Origin of the sequence: Amycolatopsis sp. NPDC051061 (assembly GCF_040682935.1) — a bacterium.
Classification (GTDB): Bacteria; Actinomycetota; Actinomycetes; order Mycobacteriales; family Pseudonocardiaceae; genus Amycolatopsis.
In genome coordinates this window covers 188,014-203,178 of record NZ_JBFBBZ010000001.1, presented here as the reverse complement: position 1 = coordinate 203,178, position 15,165 = coordinate 188,014, and the positions used below count along the sequence as shown (strand labels likewise).

Annotated in this window: 16 protein-coding genes; 5 read left to right on the top strand and 11 right to left on the bottom strand. The window is 70.0% G+C overall.

Features of this window, described 5'->3' with window-relative positions:
• Positions 1 to 19 precede the first annotated feature (19 nt).
• The 7 genes from AB0N03_RS00975 to AB0N03_RS00945 all read right to left on the bottom strand — a co-directional run bounded on the left by AB0N03_RS00975 (position 20) and on the right by AB0N03_RS00945 (position 5,448).
• Positions 20 to 844, bottom strand: a complete 825-nt coding sequence (locus tag AB0N03_RS00975; protein ID WP_364363312.1) for a F0F1 ATP synthase subunit delta — start codon at positions 842 to 844, stop codon at positions 20 to 22.
• 6 nt (positions 845 to 850) lie between these two features.
• Positions 851 to 1,408, bottom strand: a complete 558-nt coding sequence (locus AB0N03_RS00970; protein WP_364363309.1) for a F0F1 ATP synthase subunit B — start codon at positions 1,406 to 1,408, stop codon at positions 851 to 853.
• 30 nt (positions 1,409 to 1,438) lie between these two features.
• Positions 1,439 to 1,696 (bottom strand): ATP F0F1 synthase subunit C, encoded by a 258-nt coding sequence (locus AB0N03_RS00965; protein ID WP_026468506.1) that lies wholly within the window; start codon positions 1,694 to 1,696, stop codon positions 1,439 to 1,441.
• Between the two features lie 55 nt (positions 1,697 to 1,751).
• A complete protein-coding gene (gene atpB / locus AB0N03_RS00960) occupies positions 1,752 to 2,552 on the bottom strand; it encodes a F0F1 ATP synthase subunit A (protein ID WP_364363307.1) in 801 nt (266 codons plus the stop codon).
• Positions 2,553 to 3,072: 520 nt separating this feature from the next.
• The gene (locus tag AB0N03_RS00955; RefSeq protein WP_364363304.1) at positions 3,073 to 3,516 is read right to left on the bottom strand and encodes a hypothetical protein; all 444 of its coding nucleotides are present in this window, start codon (positions 3,514 to 3,516) and stop codon (positions 3,073 to 3,075) included.
• Between the two features lie 49 nt (positions 3,517 to 3,565).
• Positions 3,566 to 4,723: an MraY family glycosyltransferase gene (locus AB0N03_RS00950; RefSeq protein ID WP_364363301.1), complete on the bottom strand. Its 1,158-nt coding sequence runs from the start codon at positions 4,721 to 4,723 to the stop codon at positions 3,566 to 3,568.
• Between the two features lie 74 nt (positions 4,724 to 4,797).
• Positions 4,798 to 5,448: an L-threonylcarbamoyladenylate synthase gene (locus AB0N03_RS00945; RefSeq protein ID WP_364363298.1), complete on the bottom strand. Its 651-nt coding sequence runs from the start codon at positions 5,446 to 5,448 to the stop codon at positions 4,798 to 4,800.
• A 273-nt stretch (positions 5,449 to 5,721) separates the two neighbouring features.
• Between AB0N03_RS00945 and AB0N03_RS00940 the strand changes: the two genes are divergently transcribed.
• Positions 5,722 to 7,695: a M6 family metalloprotease domain-containing protein gene (locus AB0N03_RS00940; RefSeq protein ID WP_364363296.1), complete on the top strand. Its 1,974-nt coding sequence runs from the start codon at positions 5,722 to 5,724 to the stop codon at positions 7,693 to 7,695.
• A gap of 38 nt (positions 7,696 to 7,733) precedes the next feature.
• Here the strand turns inward: AB0N03_RS00940 and AB0N03_RS00935 are convergent, their stop codons facing one another.
• Positions 7,734 to 7,862: a hypothetical protein gene (locus AB0N03_RS00935; protein ID WP_364363293.1), complete on the bottom strand. Its 129-nt coding sequence runs from the start codon at positions 7,860 to 7,862 to the stop codon at positions 7,734 to 7,736.
• Between the two features lie 193 nt (positions 7,863 to 8,055).
• Positions 8,056 to 8,922: a peptide chain release factor N(5)-glutamine methyltransferase gene (prmC, locus tag AB0N03_RS00930; protein WP_364363290.1), complete on the bottom strand. Its 867-nt coding sequence runs from the start codon at positions 8,920 to 8,922 to the stop codon at positions 8,056 to 8,058.
• A 236-nt stretch (positions 8,923 to 9,158) separates the two neighbouring features.
• On the opposite strand from prmC, the gene AB0N03_RS00925 reads away from it, so the two are divergent.
• Genes AB0N03_RS00925 through AB0N03_RS00915 form a run of 3 tightly spaced genes read left to right on the top strand, consistent with a single transcriptional unit; the run spans position 9,159 to position 12,058 of the window.
• A complete protein-coding gene (locus AB0N03_RS00925; RefSeq protein ID WP_364363288.1) occupies positions 9,159 to 10,160 on the top strand; it encodes a glycosyltransferase in 1,002 nt (333 codons plus the stop codon).
• A complete protein-coding gene (locus tag AB0N03_RS00920) occupies positions 10,157 to 10,588 on the top strand; it encodes a GtrA family protein (protein ID WP_364363285.1) in 432 nt (143 codons plus the stop codon). The genes AB0N03_RS00925 and AB0N03_RS00920 overlap by 4 nt, the downstream gene beginning before the upstream one ends.
• A gap of 18 nt (positions 10,589 to 10,606) precedes the next feature.
• Complete coding sequence (locus AB0N03_RS00915; RefSeq protein WP_364363282.1) at positions 10,607 to 12,058, top strand: hypothetical protein; 1,452 nt, start codon at positions 10,607 to 10,609, stop codon at positions 12,056 to 12,058.
• Between the two features lie 146 nt (positions 12,059 to 12,204).
• Here AB0N03_RS00915 and AB0N03_RS00910 read toward each other — a convergent pair whose 3' ends face one another.
• Entirely contained in the window at positions 12,205 to 13,323 is a 1,119-nt protein-coding gene (locus AB0N03_RS00910; protein ID WP_364363279.1) for a serine hydrolase domain-containing protein, read from the bottom strand.
• 107 nt (positions 13,324 to 13,430) lie between these two features.
• On the opposite strand from AB0N03_RS00910, the gene AB0N03_RS00905 reads away from it, so the two are divergent.
• Complete coding sequence (locus AB0N03_RS00905; RefSeq protein WP_364363276.1) at positions 13,431 to 14,084, top strand: TetR/AcrR family transcriptional regulator; 654 nt, start codon at positions 13,431 to 13,433, stop codon at positions 14,082 to 14,084.
• A 9-nt stretch (positions 14,085 to 14,093) separates the two neighbouring features.
• Here AB0N03_RS00905 and prfA read toward each other — a convergent pair whose 3' ends face one another.
• Positions 14,094 to 15,164, bottom strand: a complete 1,071-nt coding sequence (prfA, locus tag AB0N03_RS00900; RefSeq protein WP_364363273.1) for a peptide chain release factor 1 — start codon at positions 15,162 to 15,164, stop codon at positions 14,094 to 14,096.
• Position 15,165: the final 1 nt, after the last annotated feature.

Genomic DNA, 15,165 nt, shown 5'->3' with positions numbered 1-15,165 from the left:
AGTCTTGTGTGACCCGGGGCTATGCCCGGGCCAGCCGCCTGCGCAGGGCAGCGAGCTGACCCGCCGTGCTCCCGTCGATGACCTCGTCGCCGACCCGGACGACGAGCCCGCCGCCGAGGCGGGGGTCGACCTCGACGTGCAGCGCGATCGGCCGCCCGTAGAGGGCGTCGAGCTTCTCGCCCAGCTGGGCGGTCTGCTCGTCGGACAGGGCGCTCGCGCTGGTCACGTAGGCAACCGAGCGCTGCCGGCGTTGCGCGGCCAGCTCGACCAGCTTGTCGAGCCCGACGCCGATGCCGCGGCCCTTGGCCCGGCGGACGACCTGCTCGACGAGGGTTTCGGTGACCACGTCCACCTTGTCGGCGAACAGCCCGCGCACGAGCGTGCGCTTGGCCTCGGCCGAACCGGTCAGGTCCGCCAGCGCGGTCTCGAGCTCCGGGTGGTTGGCCACGATTCGCGCGACCTGGAAGAGCTGGGATTCGACGGTGTCGACGTTCCCGGTCTTCTCGGCCGCGGTCAGCAGCGCCGAGCGACCGACCGACTCGAGGCCGTCGGTCAGCTCACGCGGGCTGGACCAGCGGCTGCCCGCCACGGCGTCGAGCACCTTCAGGGCCGGTTCGGACAGCTTGCCGTCGAACAGCCGGCGCACCAGCGCGGTGCGCGCCTCCGGCGTCGCCGAGGCGTCGCTCACCGCCCGGCGCAGGCCGATCTCCCGGTCCAGCAGGTCGACGACCGAGAGCAGCTCGTCGCCGACCGTGGCGGCGTCGGCTCCCGCGTCGGCCAGAACCTCGCCGAGGCGTTCCTCGACGAGGCTGAGCGCTTCACGGCTCGCAGCATGCAGCGTCATTCCGGTCTACTTCCCCGCTCCACCAGCGGCACCGGCGGTGTCCAGCTCCGCGAGGAACCGGTCGACGGTGCCACGACGGCGCGCCTCGTCTTCGAGCGACTCACCGACGATGCGGCTGGCCAGCTCCACGGCGTTGCGGCCCATGTCGGCCCGCAGCTCGGCGATGATCTGCGCCTTCTGGGCCTGCAGCTGAGCCTGGCCCTGGGCGACGATGCGCTGGGACTCGGCTTCGGCGTCGGCCCGCAGCTCCGCCTTGATCTGCTCGGCTTCGAGCCGGGCGTCGTCGCGGATCTTCGCGGCCTCGCTGCGGGCTTCCTGCAGCTGGGCCCGGTACTTGGCCAGAGCGTCTTCGGCTTCGGCCTGGGCCTTCTCGGCCTTCTCGATCCCGCCCTCGATCATCTGGGCGCGCTCTTCGTACGCGGCCTCGAAGCGAGGAACGACGTACTTCTTCAGAACGAGCAGCAGGATCACGAAGGCGACGATCCCGAGGATGACCTCGGGAATGTGCGGGATGATCGGGTTGGGCGCCTCTTCGGCGGCCAACACCAATTCAGTCTTCAGCACGACGTCTCCTTAAGCGATGAGCTGGCTAACTCAGGCAGCGGAGGCGATGAAGTAGATGACGATACCGATCAGGGCGAGCACCTCGGTCAGAACGAAGGTCGAGAAGCCGATGCCCTGCAGCTTGCCCTGCGCCTCCGGCTGACGCGCCGTGCCGTTGATGACGGCGGCAAAGATCAGACCCACACCGATGCCCGGGCCGATCGCGCCGAGGCCGTAACCGATGGCGGCGAGGCCGGGGTTGATGTTGACGGCCTGCTCCGCGGCCTGGGCCAGAACGATGTTGCTCACGTGCATTTCCCTTCACTTCGGTCCACGCGCTCGCGTGAATCGGGGGCTGGTGTTCTCAGTGCTCCGACGCCAGCGCGGCGCCGATGTACCCGGCCGACAGCAGGGCGAAGATGTAGGCCTGCAGCACCTGGATGAAGGCCTCGAGGAAAGTCATCAGGATCGCGAAGATGAACGCCACCGGCGAAACGAGCTTGAGCCCGAAACCGTCGGTCTCGGTCAGCAGGAAGCTGCCGCCGAGGGTGAACACCATGATGATGAGGTGACCGGCGAACATCGCGGCGAACACTCGGATGGCGAGCGTGGCCGGCGCGATGAAGAACTTCTGCGCGAACTCGATGGTCGAGAACAGCGGCAGCACGAAGCCCGGGACTCCAGCCGGCGCGAGCTCCTTCTTCAGGTAGCCCTTGAAGCCGTAACGCTTGAAGCCGACGTAGTGGTAGACCGGGTAGACGACCAGCACCGAAAGCGCGAGCGGGAAACCGATCCGCGCCATGGTCGGGAACTGGAAGAACGGGATGATCCCGAACAGGTTGTTCACCAGTACGAAGGTGAACAGGCCGAGGATCAGCGGGATGAACGGCTTGAAGTCCTTCGAGCCGATCTGTTCCCGGGCGATGTTGTTGCGGCCGAAGTTGTAGAGCGACTCGGCGATGAACTGCGACTTGCCGGGGACGACCTTCAGCTTCCGCGACGCCAGCACGAAGTAGGCGACGATGATGATCAGCGAGACCACCACGAGCAGCATGGGCTTGGTGAAGCTTCCCCAATAACCCGAGCCGAAGAGCGGCGGCAAGTTGAAGTCCGCCACACCGGGGGGCGTGAAAGTGCCACCCTCGGTCAGTACCAGCGCGCCCACTGGGCTCCTTCCGGTTCTCCCGGCCGGCGTTCACTCCGCCGGGGGAATCGTCACGATCTGGACTTAACGTACCCGATACGTATCGGGACGTCGGAGGCGGCTACCCCACTGTGCGCCGAACACACCTTCACGTTCTGCACACGGGGTTTCTCGCGTGAACACTGCCCTGCGGTCTACTTCGGACCAGCGGCGGAAGAGGCGGAACTACACGGTCGCCACACTGCTGATCGCGGTTCGTCTTAGGGAGCGTGCGGCCGAGCCGCCACCCTTGACGCGGACCATACCAGCAGGTCAATCAGTGCCGTACAGGCGTACTCCATACCAACCGATCAGCGCAGGACCTAAGTCCCGGGTCCGCCCGGGACCCAAGTCCGGACCCGGCCGGGACCGGGTCCGCAACGTCGCAGGCGGCGGGTCCCGGGGCACTTTCCCGGCGCGCACGAAGGCGCACTTTTGTGGTACCGGTCACACTCGGGTGGCCGCAGGCCGGTTCACTCTGCGTAACAGAAGTTCGGGAGTGTCAGGAGGGGATGATCGTCGGGATCTTGGTCTTGCGGAAGGCGGCGAATTCGGCCGCGGCGGCCAGCAGGATGGCGACGATCATGGTGATGCCGAGCGACATCGGGTGCAGCGCGGTGACGCCCTTCAGCAGCGTCAGCGCCCCGAACAGCAGGACGACCTTCACGACGTACCCGCCGAGCGCGATGACCATGACGAACATCGGGTCCTGGCCGGCGCTGAACTTCATCAGGCCCAGCGTGGACAGCGACGCCAGCATGGCGAGCACACCGCCGACGAGCGAGCCGAGGAAGCCGGGCATCCCGTTGAGGATGCTGAAGAGCACGATGCAGACGATCACCGCGGGCGGGGTGACGAGCAGCGAAGCCTTCGTCATCGCGCGGGCGGCCTGCAGCACCACCTTGGCGTGCGGGTTCTCCTGCTCGGACGTTTCGGTCTCGCTCACGGCCTGCTCCCTGCTCGGTTCGGCTTCCGAGTGTAGAGAACGCGCCTGGTCAGGTTCCGGCCTGGTTGCGCGAACGCAGGCGCGGGACGATCGAAACCAGCACCGCGAACACCAGCCCGACCCCGATGATCCACAGCGCCGCCGCGTCGTCGAACAGCGTCACCGAGACCGCGCCGAACGCCAGGATCCCGGCCCACAAGTAGATCAGCAGCACCGCGCGACGCTGCGAATGGCCGATCTCCAGCAGCCGGTGGTGCAGGTGCATCTTGTCCGCCGCGAACGGGCTTTCGCCGCGGCGCGTGCGCCGGATGACCGCCATGATCAGGTCCAGCAGCGGCACGAACAGCACCGCCGCCACGACCACCAGCGGCGAAAGCAGCGCGATCGCGTCCTTGCCGCTGAACTGCGGGTACGGCACGCGCCCGGACGCCGACGTCGTCGCGCCCGCGAGCATCAGGCCGATCATCATCGACCCGGAGTCGCCCATGAAGATCTTCGCGGGCTGGAAGTTGTACGGCAGGAACCCCAGACACGCGCCGGCGAGCGTCGCCGCGATCAGCGCCGGCGGGTACGTGCCGACGTCGCCGCCGGAGCTGTCCAGCAACCCGAGCGAGAACGCGCACGTCGCCGCCGCCGCGATGAAGCCGAGGCCGCCGGCCAGCCCGTCGAGGCCGTCGACGAAGTTCATCGCGTTGACCATCACCACGACCATCACCACGGTGAGCAGCGCGCCCTGGTTCTTGTCGAGCACCAGCACCGAGCCGAACGAGCCGGCGTTGCCGCCCCACGGCACCCAGAACGACACCCACTGCACGCCGAAGATGACCAGGATCCCGGCGCACATGACCTGGCCGGCCAGCTTCGTCCAGGCGTCCAGCTCGAACCGGTCGTCGAGCGCGCCGATCAGCGAGATGACGCCCGCCGCGAGCAGCACGCCGACCGAGTCGAACGACGCGTCGAAGCCGTGCGACAGCGCGGGCAGCTGGTGGGCCAGCCCCATCGCGCCGGCGACGCCGAGGAAGATGCCGATGCCGCCCATCCGCGGGATCGGCGCGACGTGGACGTCGCGCGCACGGGGGTTGGCGATCGCGCCGACGCGGATCGCCAGCCGGCGCACGACGCCGGTGAGCAGGTAGGTCACCGCCGCCGCGGTCAGCGCGACGAGGATGTATTCCCGGATGGGGAGAAGACCGGATGTGGGCGGCACGGGTGCGTCACGCTCGCGGGGTCGGGGTCACCCGCGACACGCTATCGTGCCGCGGAAGACCGCTTGATCCGGCTTCAGGCCAACGATTCCGCGGGTACACCGAGCACCTCCGCGATGGCGTCCTTGCTCACCGCGCCCTCGCGCAGCACCACCGGCTCGGTGCCGGTGAGGTCCACGATGCTCGACGCGACGGGCTCGCCGCTCGACCCGCCGTCGAGGTACACCGCGACCGAGTCGCCGAGCTGTTCCTGGGCGTCCTGCGCGGTGCTGGCCGGCGGCCGGCCCGAGACGTTCGCGCTCGAGACGGCCATCGGGCCGACGTCGCGCAGCAGTTCCAGGGCCACCGGGTGCAGCGGCATCCGGAGCATCACGGTGCCGCGGGCGTCGCCGAGGTTCCACTGCAGACTCGGCGCGTGCGGGAGCACGATGGACAGATCGCCCGGCCAGAACGCTTCGATGAGCGCGCGCGCCTGCGGGGGCACGCCGAGCACCAGACCGTCCACAGTGGACCAGGAGCCGACGAGCACGCCGACCGGCATGTCCGGGCCGCGGTTCTTCGCGCGCAGCAGCGCCTGGACGGCACCCGCGTCGAACGCGTCGGCGCCGATGCCGTAGACCGTGTCGGTCGGCAGGACGACCAGCCTGCTCGACCGCACCGCGCCCGCGGCCGCCGTCAGTCCGTCGGCCCGGGACTCCCGCTTGCTGCAGTCGTAGACCACGCTCATGGGCGCCAAGCGTAGTCCGGCCGCCGGAACGGGCGTTCGCCGCGTCACACCGGCCGGAAGCACCGCCGAGGGCCGGACGTCGCGAATGAGTCATTCGCGACCTCCGGCGCCGCGAATGAGTCATTCGCGGCACGCGCCGGGCCGACAACCGGCCAGACTTTCGTCGTGGAGCAAGCGGGTAAACCTCGCCGCGAGGCAGAACTCCGGCAGTGCGGCTCAATACGGTCGATCACCGGGAACCACCCCCGTGGGTTCCCAGTGAAGGAGCCGCAGATGCGCCCCAGAACCCCGAAAGCGCTCGCCCTGCTCGCCGCGGTCGCCGTCCTCACCGGGCTCGGCGCCGGCACCGCCGCCGCCGAGCCGCTGACCCGTGGCTGGCCGGCCCCGATCGACGCCGCCCACTGGGAGAACCAGGACCACATGACCTGGTCCGACTACAAGAAGGTGCCCGGGACGAACTGGGCCGACCCCTCGCTCAAGCCGACCCAGCGCACGTTCAAGGGGGCCGTCGTCCTCGCCGACTACCCCGACCAGGACTTCGTCGTCACGCAGCCGGCGAACTCGACGGTGTTCGGCAACCCCGCGCCGACCGCCGCGAACATCCCGCGGGCCGGCGTCGCGCAGTACTACCAGGACTTCCTCAACAAGCCCGAGGCGCTCAACAACGGGCACACCATCAACGAGTACTGGATGGAGGACTCCGGCGGCCGCTTCGGCGTCCAGCTGACCGCGTTCGGGCCGTACCGGATGCCCGGGCAGTCCTACGAGTACGGCATGGAGTTCCAGCCGAGCGCGTGCCCGCCCGCCGCGAACTGCGACCGGGACATCCGCAAGGACGCCGGGGACGCCTGGCGCGCCGACGTCGGCGACACCGCGAACCAGTTCGACTTCGTCTTCTACCTCTCCGCCGGCCAGGACGAGAGCTCGACCTGGCAGGAGTTCGGGGAGATGAAGTTCGGCACCAAGGAGAGCGTGCCGGACGCGTTCGGGCCGCCGAACCACGACCTGCCCGACTACGCGGCGACGCGGTACGTGCCGTGGACGTCGTGGAAGTCGGCCGCCAGCATCTGGCCGAACGCGCAGGACGGCAGCTCGGTGCAGGCCGAAAGCTCCGGCCAGTCGACCTACGCCCACGAGTTCAGCCACATCCTCGGCATCGGCGACAACTACAACAACCCGTTCGGCGTCCCGCCGTCCCGCAGCTACAGCGGGCCGTGGGACATGTTGTCGCGCGGCACGTTCAACGGCCCCGGCGGCCCGCACACGCGCTGGCAGATCCCGGCGACGCAGGGCAGTTCGATGGGCGCGCAGCACCAGCTGCGCAACAAGCTGAAGCTCGGCATCGTCGACCCGGCGGACGTCCTGCAGCTGGACCGGGACGCGCTGGCGTCCTCCGGTCCGGTGTCGGCCCGGTTGACGGCGCGCGAGACGGAGGCGCAGCCGGGGGCGTTCACCGGCTTGAACATCAAGCTGACCGGCGGGGACAAGGCGCCGAAGTGCGACCGCGCCAAGGACCCGTTCTGCGACGGCGGCGGCTACGACAACTACACCGTCGAGGTCGTCGACCGGATGGGCGCGGACTCCTTCGCGCCGGACTCCGGCGTCATGATCACCAAGACGAAGAACAAGGACAACGCGCCCTTCGACTGGGTGATCGACGCGAACCCGCAGGACATCGGCATCACCGACTACACGAAGCCGGACGGCACGCCGGTGAAGATCACCATCGGGGACTACCGGCAGCTCAACGACGCCCTGTTCAAGGCGGGCACCGAGGCGTCGAGCCCGTACGAGTACACCGACCAGGCCAACCGGCTGCGGTTCCTGATCACCGACCTGGCCCGCGACCGCCGCGGCGTCCTGTCGTACACGGTGACGGTGGCCTCGCTGGACGGCTCGGGCAGCCAGGCGCGCGGCGCGGCGGTGACCCCGGCGCTGCCGGCGTTCGCCCGAGGCGGTCTCGCGACCTGCGACTTCGGCCTGATCAACACAGGGTCGGCGAAGGGCGCGAAGGCACCGTACGACACGGACACGTACCGGCTGAGCGCGTCGACGGACGCCCGCGGCTGGGAGGTCCGGCTGCCGAACGAGCTGGCGACGGCGAAGTTCGGCGGGCACGTGAAGGTGCCGGCGTACGCGAAGCGCGGTGCTGGTGGTGACCTGGCGGCCCGCGTGAAGCTGACGGCGACATCGGTGAGCGACCCGTCGAAGACCGCGACGGCGAGCTGCACGGCGTTCGGGTTCTGACGTGAACCGGCGGGGGCCGCGGCCCCCGCCGGTTCCGATCACTCCGAGGGGGTAGCTTCGGCTTCCTCGACCATCTCCACGAGCTCGGCGACGACACCCCGCGCCCCTTCGTCGTCCGGGAACCACTCGGCGGCCTCGGCCGTCAGCTTCTGCCGGATCACCTTCATGATCTCCGCCCCTGCTCCGCCGTGTAGCTGCTCAGGGAGATGAACGCGTCCGCGGCGTGCCGGCCCGCGGAATTCGCGGCCTCCCCGGCCTTCTTCGCGGCGTCCCCGGCCCGCAGTTCCGCCTCGGCGACGTCACGCGCGTTGCGCGCCGCGTCGCGGGCGTCCAGCGCGGCCTGCCGCGAAGATCACACGCTCAGCCGAGCCGCCGGGCCGTGACGAACCGGGGCCGCCCGGCCAGATCCGCGTGTCCCTCGACGCCCGTCAGCACCCGTCGCGCCCGTACCAACGCCGGAACCGCCGACCCGTGCGTGTCGTCGTGCTCGATCGCCAGCCCGCCTCCCGGCCGGAGCAACCGCGACCCCGCCGCGATCGCGTGGCGGATCACCGCCAGCCCGCTCTCTTCCGCGAACACCGCGCGCGGCGGGTCGTGCTCGGCGACCTCCGGGGGCACCGGCGTGCCCTCCGGGACGTACGGCGGGTTGCACAGCACCAGGTCGACCAGGCCGTCGAGCTCGGCGAACATCGTCGGGTCGCCGATGTCGCCCGAATACAGGCGGATCGGGGTGTTGCCCGCGTCCGCGTGGACGTCCGCGTTGTGCCGCGCCCAGGCCAGCGCCTGCGGGTCGACGTCCACCGCGTAGACGACCGCGTCCGGCCGGGCGTGCGCCACCCCCAGCGCCAGCGCCCCGGAGCCGGTGCACAGGTCCACCACCACCGGGAACTCGCGGCCCTGCAGGAACTTCACGCCCCACTCGAGCAGCAGCTCGGTCTCCGGGCGCGGCACGAACACCCCCGCGCCGACGGCGACCGTGATGTCGCCCAGCGCCGCCCAGCCGGTCAGGTACTGCAGCGGGATCCGCTTCGCGCGCTGCTGGACGAGCTGCCCGATGGCTTCGATCACGGGCGGGTCGACCAGCGGGACCATCGGCAGCCGGCCGCGTTCGACCCCCAGCACGTGCGCCGCGATCACCTCGGCGTCGAACCGCGGCGAGGCGACGCCGGCGCGTTCGAGAATCCGGGTGGCCTCGATGATGGCCAGGCGCAGCGGCTGCCGATTCACTCGTCGTCCTTCACCTCGTCAAGCCTGGCACACCAGGCGGAACTCCCCCGTCAGGACACGCGCCGGTCCTACGCCGTCCAGCGTATCGAGCCGCCCTCACGAGCGTGATAAACAGCCACGAAACGCCGGTCACCGCCACAATGGATCCGCACGGGGACGCTCCCGGCACCGCCACCGCGCGGATATCCTGGCCGCAGCGTCGCCGATGCCCGAGACGCCGACCCCCGGGAGCGCCAGTGCCGACCGAGCCGACCACGCGCCGCCGGGTCGCGTTCATCTTCCCCATCTACAACGAGGAAGCGAACATCGACCTGCTGCACCGCACGGTCGACGAGGTCATCGCGCCCTTGGCCGGGCGGTACGACTTCAGCTTCATCTACGTCGACGACGGCAGCCGGGACGCCTCCCTGGACCGGCTCACCGAGCTGGGGGCGCGCGACCCCCGCGTCACGGTCGTCGAGCTGTCCCGCAACTTCGGCCACCAGATGGCCGTCACCGCCGGGCTCGACCTGGTGGACGCCGACGCCACGATCATCATGGACAGCGACCTGCAGGACCCGCCGCGGGTGGCCCTCGAGCTGCTCGAGAAGTGGGAAGAGGGCTACGAGGTCGTCTACGCGCAGCGCCGCTCGCGCCGGGACTCGCCGTTCAAGCGGTTCACCGCGAGCGCGTTCTACTGGTTCCTCCAGAAGATGGCCGCGGTCGAGATCCCGAAGAACACCGGCGACTTCCGGCTGGTCGACCGCAAGGTCGTCGACGAGCTGCGCAAGTACCGCGAGCGCGACCGGTTCCTGCGCGGCCTGGTCAGCTACGTCGGCTTCCGGCAGACGGCGGTGCTGTTCGACCGCGACCAGCGCAACGCCGGCGTCACCGGCTACCCGCTGACGAAGATGCTGCGCTTCGCCGCCGACGGCATCCTCGGCTTCTCGACGACACCGCTGCGGATGATCACGCGGATGGGGTACCTGATCTCGATGCTGAGCTTCCTCGGCGTGCTCTACGTCGTCGGCGTGAAGCTGTTCGCGCCGGAGACGGCGGTGCCCGGCTGGGCGTTCATCACCATCGCGATGTTCTTCCTCGGCGGGATCCAGATCATCATGCTCGGCGTGCTCGGCAGTTACATCGGCCGGACGTATTCGCAGGTCCAGAACCGGCCGCTGTACACGGTGGCGTCGGTGCGCACGGGCGTCCCCTCGGCGGCCGAAGCCGCCGAGGACAACCGGAGCGCCGCCCGATGAGGTTCGTCACGGCCACGCAGGTGCGCTTCGGGATCGTCGGGATCGGCAACACGCTCGTCGACGCGCTCGGCTACGCGCTCTTGGCGACGGTGGGCGTGCCGACGTTCGTCGCCAACTTCATCTCGACGACGGCGGGCATGCTGCTGTCGTTCACGCTGAACCGGAACTTCACGTTCCGCGCGAAGGACGGCGACCTCCGCCGCCAGGCGCTGCTGTTCTTCGGCGTGACGGCGTTCGGGCTCTGGGTGGTCCAGTTCTCCGTCATCCAGCTGGTCGGGCACCTGTTCCCGGGCGTCAACCTGCTGGTGCCGAAGGGCGCGGCGATCGTCGTCGGGCTGTTCTGGAACTACCTGCTCTACCACTACGTCGTGTTCCGCCACCGTCCGGTTTCGCCCATTCCCGGTGCAGCGCCCGCCGACTCTGCGTGATCTCGTACGCTCTTCCGAGTGCGATTCCGTGAACTGCGCTTCGGCTTGGGCGTCTTCGTCCTTTCCTTGGGCGTCCTGCTGGTCCGGTTCCTCGTGCCGAGGCCGGTCGGGATGGCTGACAACGGTGACGGCTGGCGCCTGCTGTGCGACCTCGGGGGCCGGCACCCGGAGCTCAAATCCGAGTTCTACGTGCACTTCAGCTACGGGCCGGGGTCGGCCTGCAAGAGCGACTACATCTCGAGCCAGGCGTGGCTCGACTGGTTCGCGAGCAAGCTGGGGAAGGTGCTCGGCTCGTCGGCGGAGCTCAACCTGCTGGTGCTCGGCGCGATCACGTCCGTGCTCATCGCCGCCGGTGTCGCGGCGACGGTCCTCGGCCTGGAGCTGAGCCGCCGCAACCGCGTCATCGCGGCGGTGCTGCTCCTGCTCGTCATGGCCGACTCGGCGTTCTTCGGCTACTTCGCGTCGGTGCTCAGCGAGGGTGCCGGGTTCGTCGGGATGCTGCTGATGACCGGCGGCCTGCTGCTGATGAACCGCACGGGCGCGGCGCGGTACTGGGGCGCGGCGCTGACCGTGGTGGGCGCGCTGATCGGCATCAACGCGAAGTCGCAGACGCTGCTGCTGATCCCGCTGTTCGTGGTGGCGCTGGCGTTGCTCCGGCCGCTGGGCAAGCGGGGCTGGGCGCGGTGGCTGCTGCCGCTGGGCGTGCTGGTGGTCGTGGGCGCGGGGACGGCGGCGGTGCAGTCCCACGGCGACCCGGCCAACGCCGAGTACCGCGAAGCGAACATGTACCACGTGGTGTTCGACAGCATCGTGGACGGCAAGCACGACACGGACGCCGACCTGGCGGCGCTGGGCCTCCCGTCGAGTGCGAAGAAGTTCATCGGCACCGGCTGGTGGGCGGCGCACCCGTGGACGGACGCGGACTACAACGGCTTCCGCGACAAGATCAGCCGCCGCAACGTCGTGCAGTACTACACGGGCCATCCGACGCGCACGCTGCAGATCCTCCAGCAGGGCGCGGTCGACACGCTGACCGCGCGCCCGTCCCGGCTGGGCAGCTTCGCCGAGTCGGCCGGGTTCCCGCAGATGGCCCAGGAGTACCGGGTGCCGGTGTTCTCCGGGCTGTCCGCGCTGGCGGCGCCGCTGGGGCTGTTCGTGCTGGTGCCCTTCTGGCTGCTGATCGGCTGGGCCGGGGTGCGGGCGTTCCGCCGTCGCGCGCGGGAGTACGGCGTCGTCGTGTTCTTCCTGCTGCTGTTCGCGGTGGGCCAGTTCGGGCTGTCGGCGCTCGGCGAGGGCGTGGAGGGCGTGAAGCACCAGCTGCTGACGCTCTTCCCGACGTTCCTGGCCTTCGTGTTCGCGGTGCTGAGCTTCTTCCCCCGGCCGGCCGCACCGGAGCCCGAGGAAGAGGTGGAGCCGGTGACCGAGGTCTTCGACGCCTTCCGGGAGCCGGAGCAGCCCGCCGTCCGCTGACGGCTGCCGTGTCGACCCTTGGATCACGCGTGTCGGCGCCCTGATCACGGCGAACCCCGCCTGCGATGTGCGGGAAGGGTCGACTCCCGTGACTGGAGCGCCGACACGTGTGATTGCGGAGTCGACACGGCGTCAGGGTGCGGGGGTCATCCGTACATCGCCATCTGCTGGAACGCCGCGAGCGCCTGGTCGATGGGGTGTGGCTGCGGCACACCGGCGGAGTCGAGCCGGTTCCACCTCTGGAGGTTCAGCGCGACGGCCAGCTGCCGTTCGCCGTCGGCGCGGATCATGGCGAGCGCCCCGCCGCCCCAGACCGTGCCGCCGTGGCCCCAGAAGGTGGCCTGGCCGGGCGCCTCCACCGGGTGCAGGCCGAGACCGTAGTCGATCAGCTTGCCCTCCTGCGAGATGACCGGGACAGTGCGCCGCATCTGCTCCAGCGACGACCGGCTGACGATCTTGCCCGCGTGCAGCAGGCGGAAGAACCGGTTGAGGTCCGCGACGGTCGAGACCAGCGCGGCCGCCGGTCCCACCCACGACATGTCGAAGATGCTGTAGTCGCGCGGCGGGTCGATCATGCCGAACCACGCCTCGTAGAGCCGCGAGTGCGGCCCGTCGACGTCCGTTCCCTCCGGGAATCCGGTGTCGCGCAAGCCGGCGCGCTCGATGACGTCCTGGGTGATGTGCTTCTCGGCCGCGGTACCGGTCACGTGCTCCAAGAGCTCGCCCAAGAGCAGGTAGTTGGTGTTCGAGTACACCCCAGGCGCACCACCCGGGGTGCCGACGGCTGGTGCGGCGACCCCCAGCGCGATCAGCTCGGCGGCCTCGAACCGGGTGAACCGGTGGTCGTCGAAGCTTTCGGGCCCGGTCTTCGCCAGGTCCGGGAACGCGCTGAGCGAGGGATACGCGAAGGGCAGGTACTCGGCGAGCCCGCTGGTGTGGTCGAGCAGCATCCGGACCGTGATCGCGTCACCGCGTTCGCCGGGGACCAGCCGCGGCAGGTAGTGGCCGATCGGGGTGTCGAGCCCGAGCTGCCCCACCTCGACCTGCCGCAGCACCGCGGCGGCGGTGAAGGTCTTCGTGATGCTGCCGACGCGGTGCCGCAGGCCGACGGTGACCGGGCGGCCGGTGGCGACGTCGGCGACCCCGGCGGCGCCGCGCCAGACGTGGTCACCGGCTCGCACCTCGGCGAACAGGCCCGGCATCCCGGCGCGGTGGACGTTCTCGAGGGCGGCGTTCAATCCGGCGAAATCCCATGGTTTCGGCACGACAGGTGTCCTCTCCCCAGTGTGTGTTCCAGCGATGTCCTCATTATGCACGCACCGCGTGCAACAGCAAGTGCATAGGCTAGGGCGACACCGACGAGAGGGGCGAGATGACAGGCCGAAGGCGCTGGTCGACCGAAGAAATCCTGGACACGGCGGCGGAGCTGCTGAGCACCGGCGACGCCGACTCGTTCAGCGTGCGCAAGCTCGCCGCGGCGCTGGGGACCGATTCCTCCAGCCTCTACCGGCACTTCCGCAACAAGACCGAGCTGCTGCGCGCGGTCGCCGACCGGATCCTCGTGTCCGCCATGGACGGCTACCGTCCCGAGGGCGACTGGAAACAGCGGCTCACCGCCACGGCGCTGCGCCTGCGGGAGGCGTTCGGCCGGCACCCGCAGATCGCCGCGATCTGGGGACGCTACGCGTCCGGCGGCACCGGATCCCGGCTCGTCATGGAAGAGGTGCTGCAGGCCCTCCGGACGTCGGGACTGCCCGACGAGGAGATCCCGGCGCGCTACCACCGGCTCGCGATCCTCATCGCGGCGTTGATCGCCGCCGAGGCCGGGGTCGACACCGTGACCCCCACGGAGCACGAACAGGGCATGGAACAGTTCCGCGTCGCGGTACTGGGCGCCGACCCCGAACACTTCCCGGCTTTGTCCCACTTCGCCCGCGAAGTGCGCCCCCTCGGGGCGGACCGCCGCGCCGCGTTCGAAGAGCTCCTCGCCGCCCAGCTCGCGCAGATCGAGGCCGCGATCCCCTGACCGCGCCGGTCAGCCGGCGGAGGTGGCCAGGCGCTCTTCGCGGTCGGCCGTCGCCAAGGCATCCAAGACGCCGTCCAGGTCCCCGTCCAGAACCTGGTCCAGGTTGTACGACTTGTAGTTCACCCGGTGGTCCGAGATCCGGTTCTCCGGGAAGTTGTACGTCCGGATCCGCTCCGACCGGTCGACCGTGCGGACCTGGGACTTGCGGGCGTCGGACGCCTTCGCCGCCGCCGCCTCCTCCGCGACCGCCTGCAGCCGGGCCTGCAGCACCTGGAGGGCCCGCGCGCGGTTCTGGATCTGGGACTTCTCGTTCTGGCAGGAAACGACGATGCCGGTCGGCAGGTGGGTGATCCGGACCGCCGAGTCGGTCGTGTTGACGCTCTGGCCACCCGGGCCCGACGAGCGGAACACGTCGATGCGCAGGTCGTTCGGGTCGATCTCGACCTCGACCTCCTCCGGCTCCGGGTAGATCAGCACCCCGGACGCCGACGTGTGGATCCGGCCCTGCGATTCGGTCGCCGGCACGCGCTGGACGCGGTGCACGCCGCCTTCGAACTTCAGCCGGGACCAGACGCCGTCGACGACGGCCGACTTCGTCTTGATCGAGAGCGTGACGTCCTTGAAGCCGCCCAGGTCGGAGTCCACCGAGTCGAGGACCTCGGCCTTCCAGCCGTGGCGCTCGGCGTAGCGCAGGTACATCCGCAGGAGGTCGCCGGCGAACAGGGCCGACTCCTCGCCGCCCTCGCCGGACTTGATCTCCATCACGACGTCGGAACCGTCGTACGGGTCGCGCGGCAGCAGCAGCTCGGTGAGCTTCGACTCCAGGTCGGGGATCCGCGCGCTCAGCTCGTCGGCCTCGGCCGCGAACTCCGCGTCCTCCGAGGCCATCTCCCGGGCGGCCGCGAGGTCGTCGCGGGTGGTGTCCAGCTCGTGGACGGCACGCACCACGGGCGTCAGCTCGGCGTAGCGGCGGCCGAGCTTGCGGGCGCGCGCCTGGTCGGCGTGCACCGCCGGGTCCGCCAGCTGGGTCTCCAGCTCCGCGTGTTCGGCGAGCAGCCCCTTGAGCGAGCTCGAATCCACC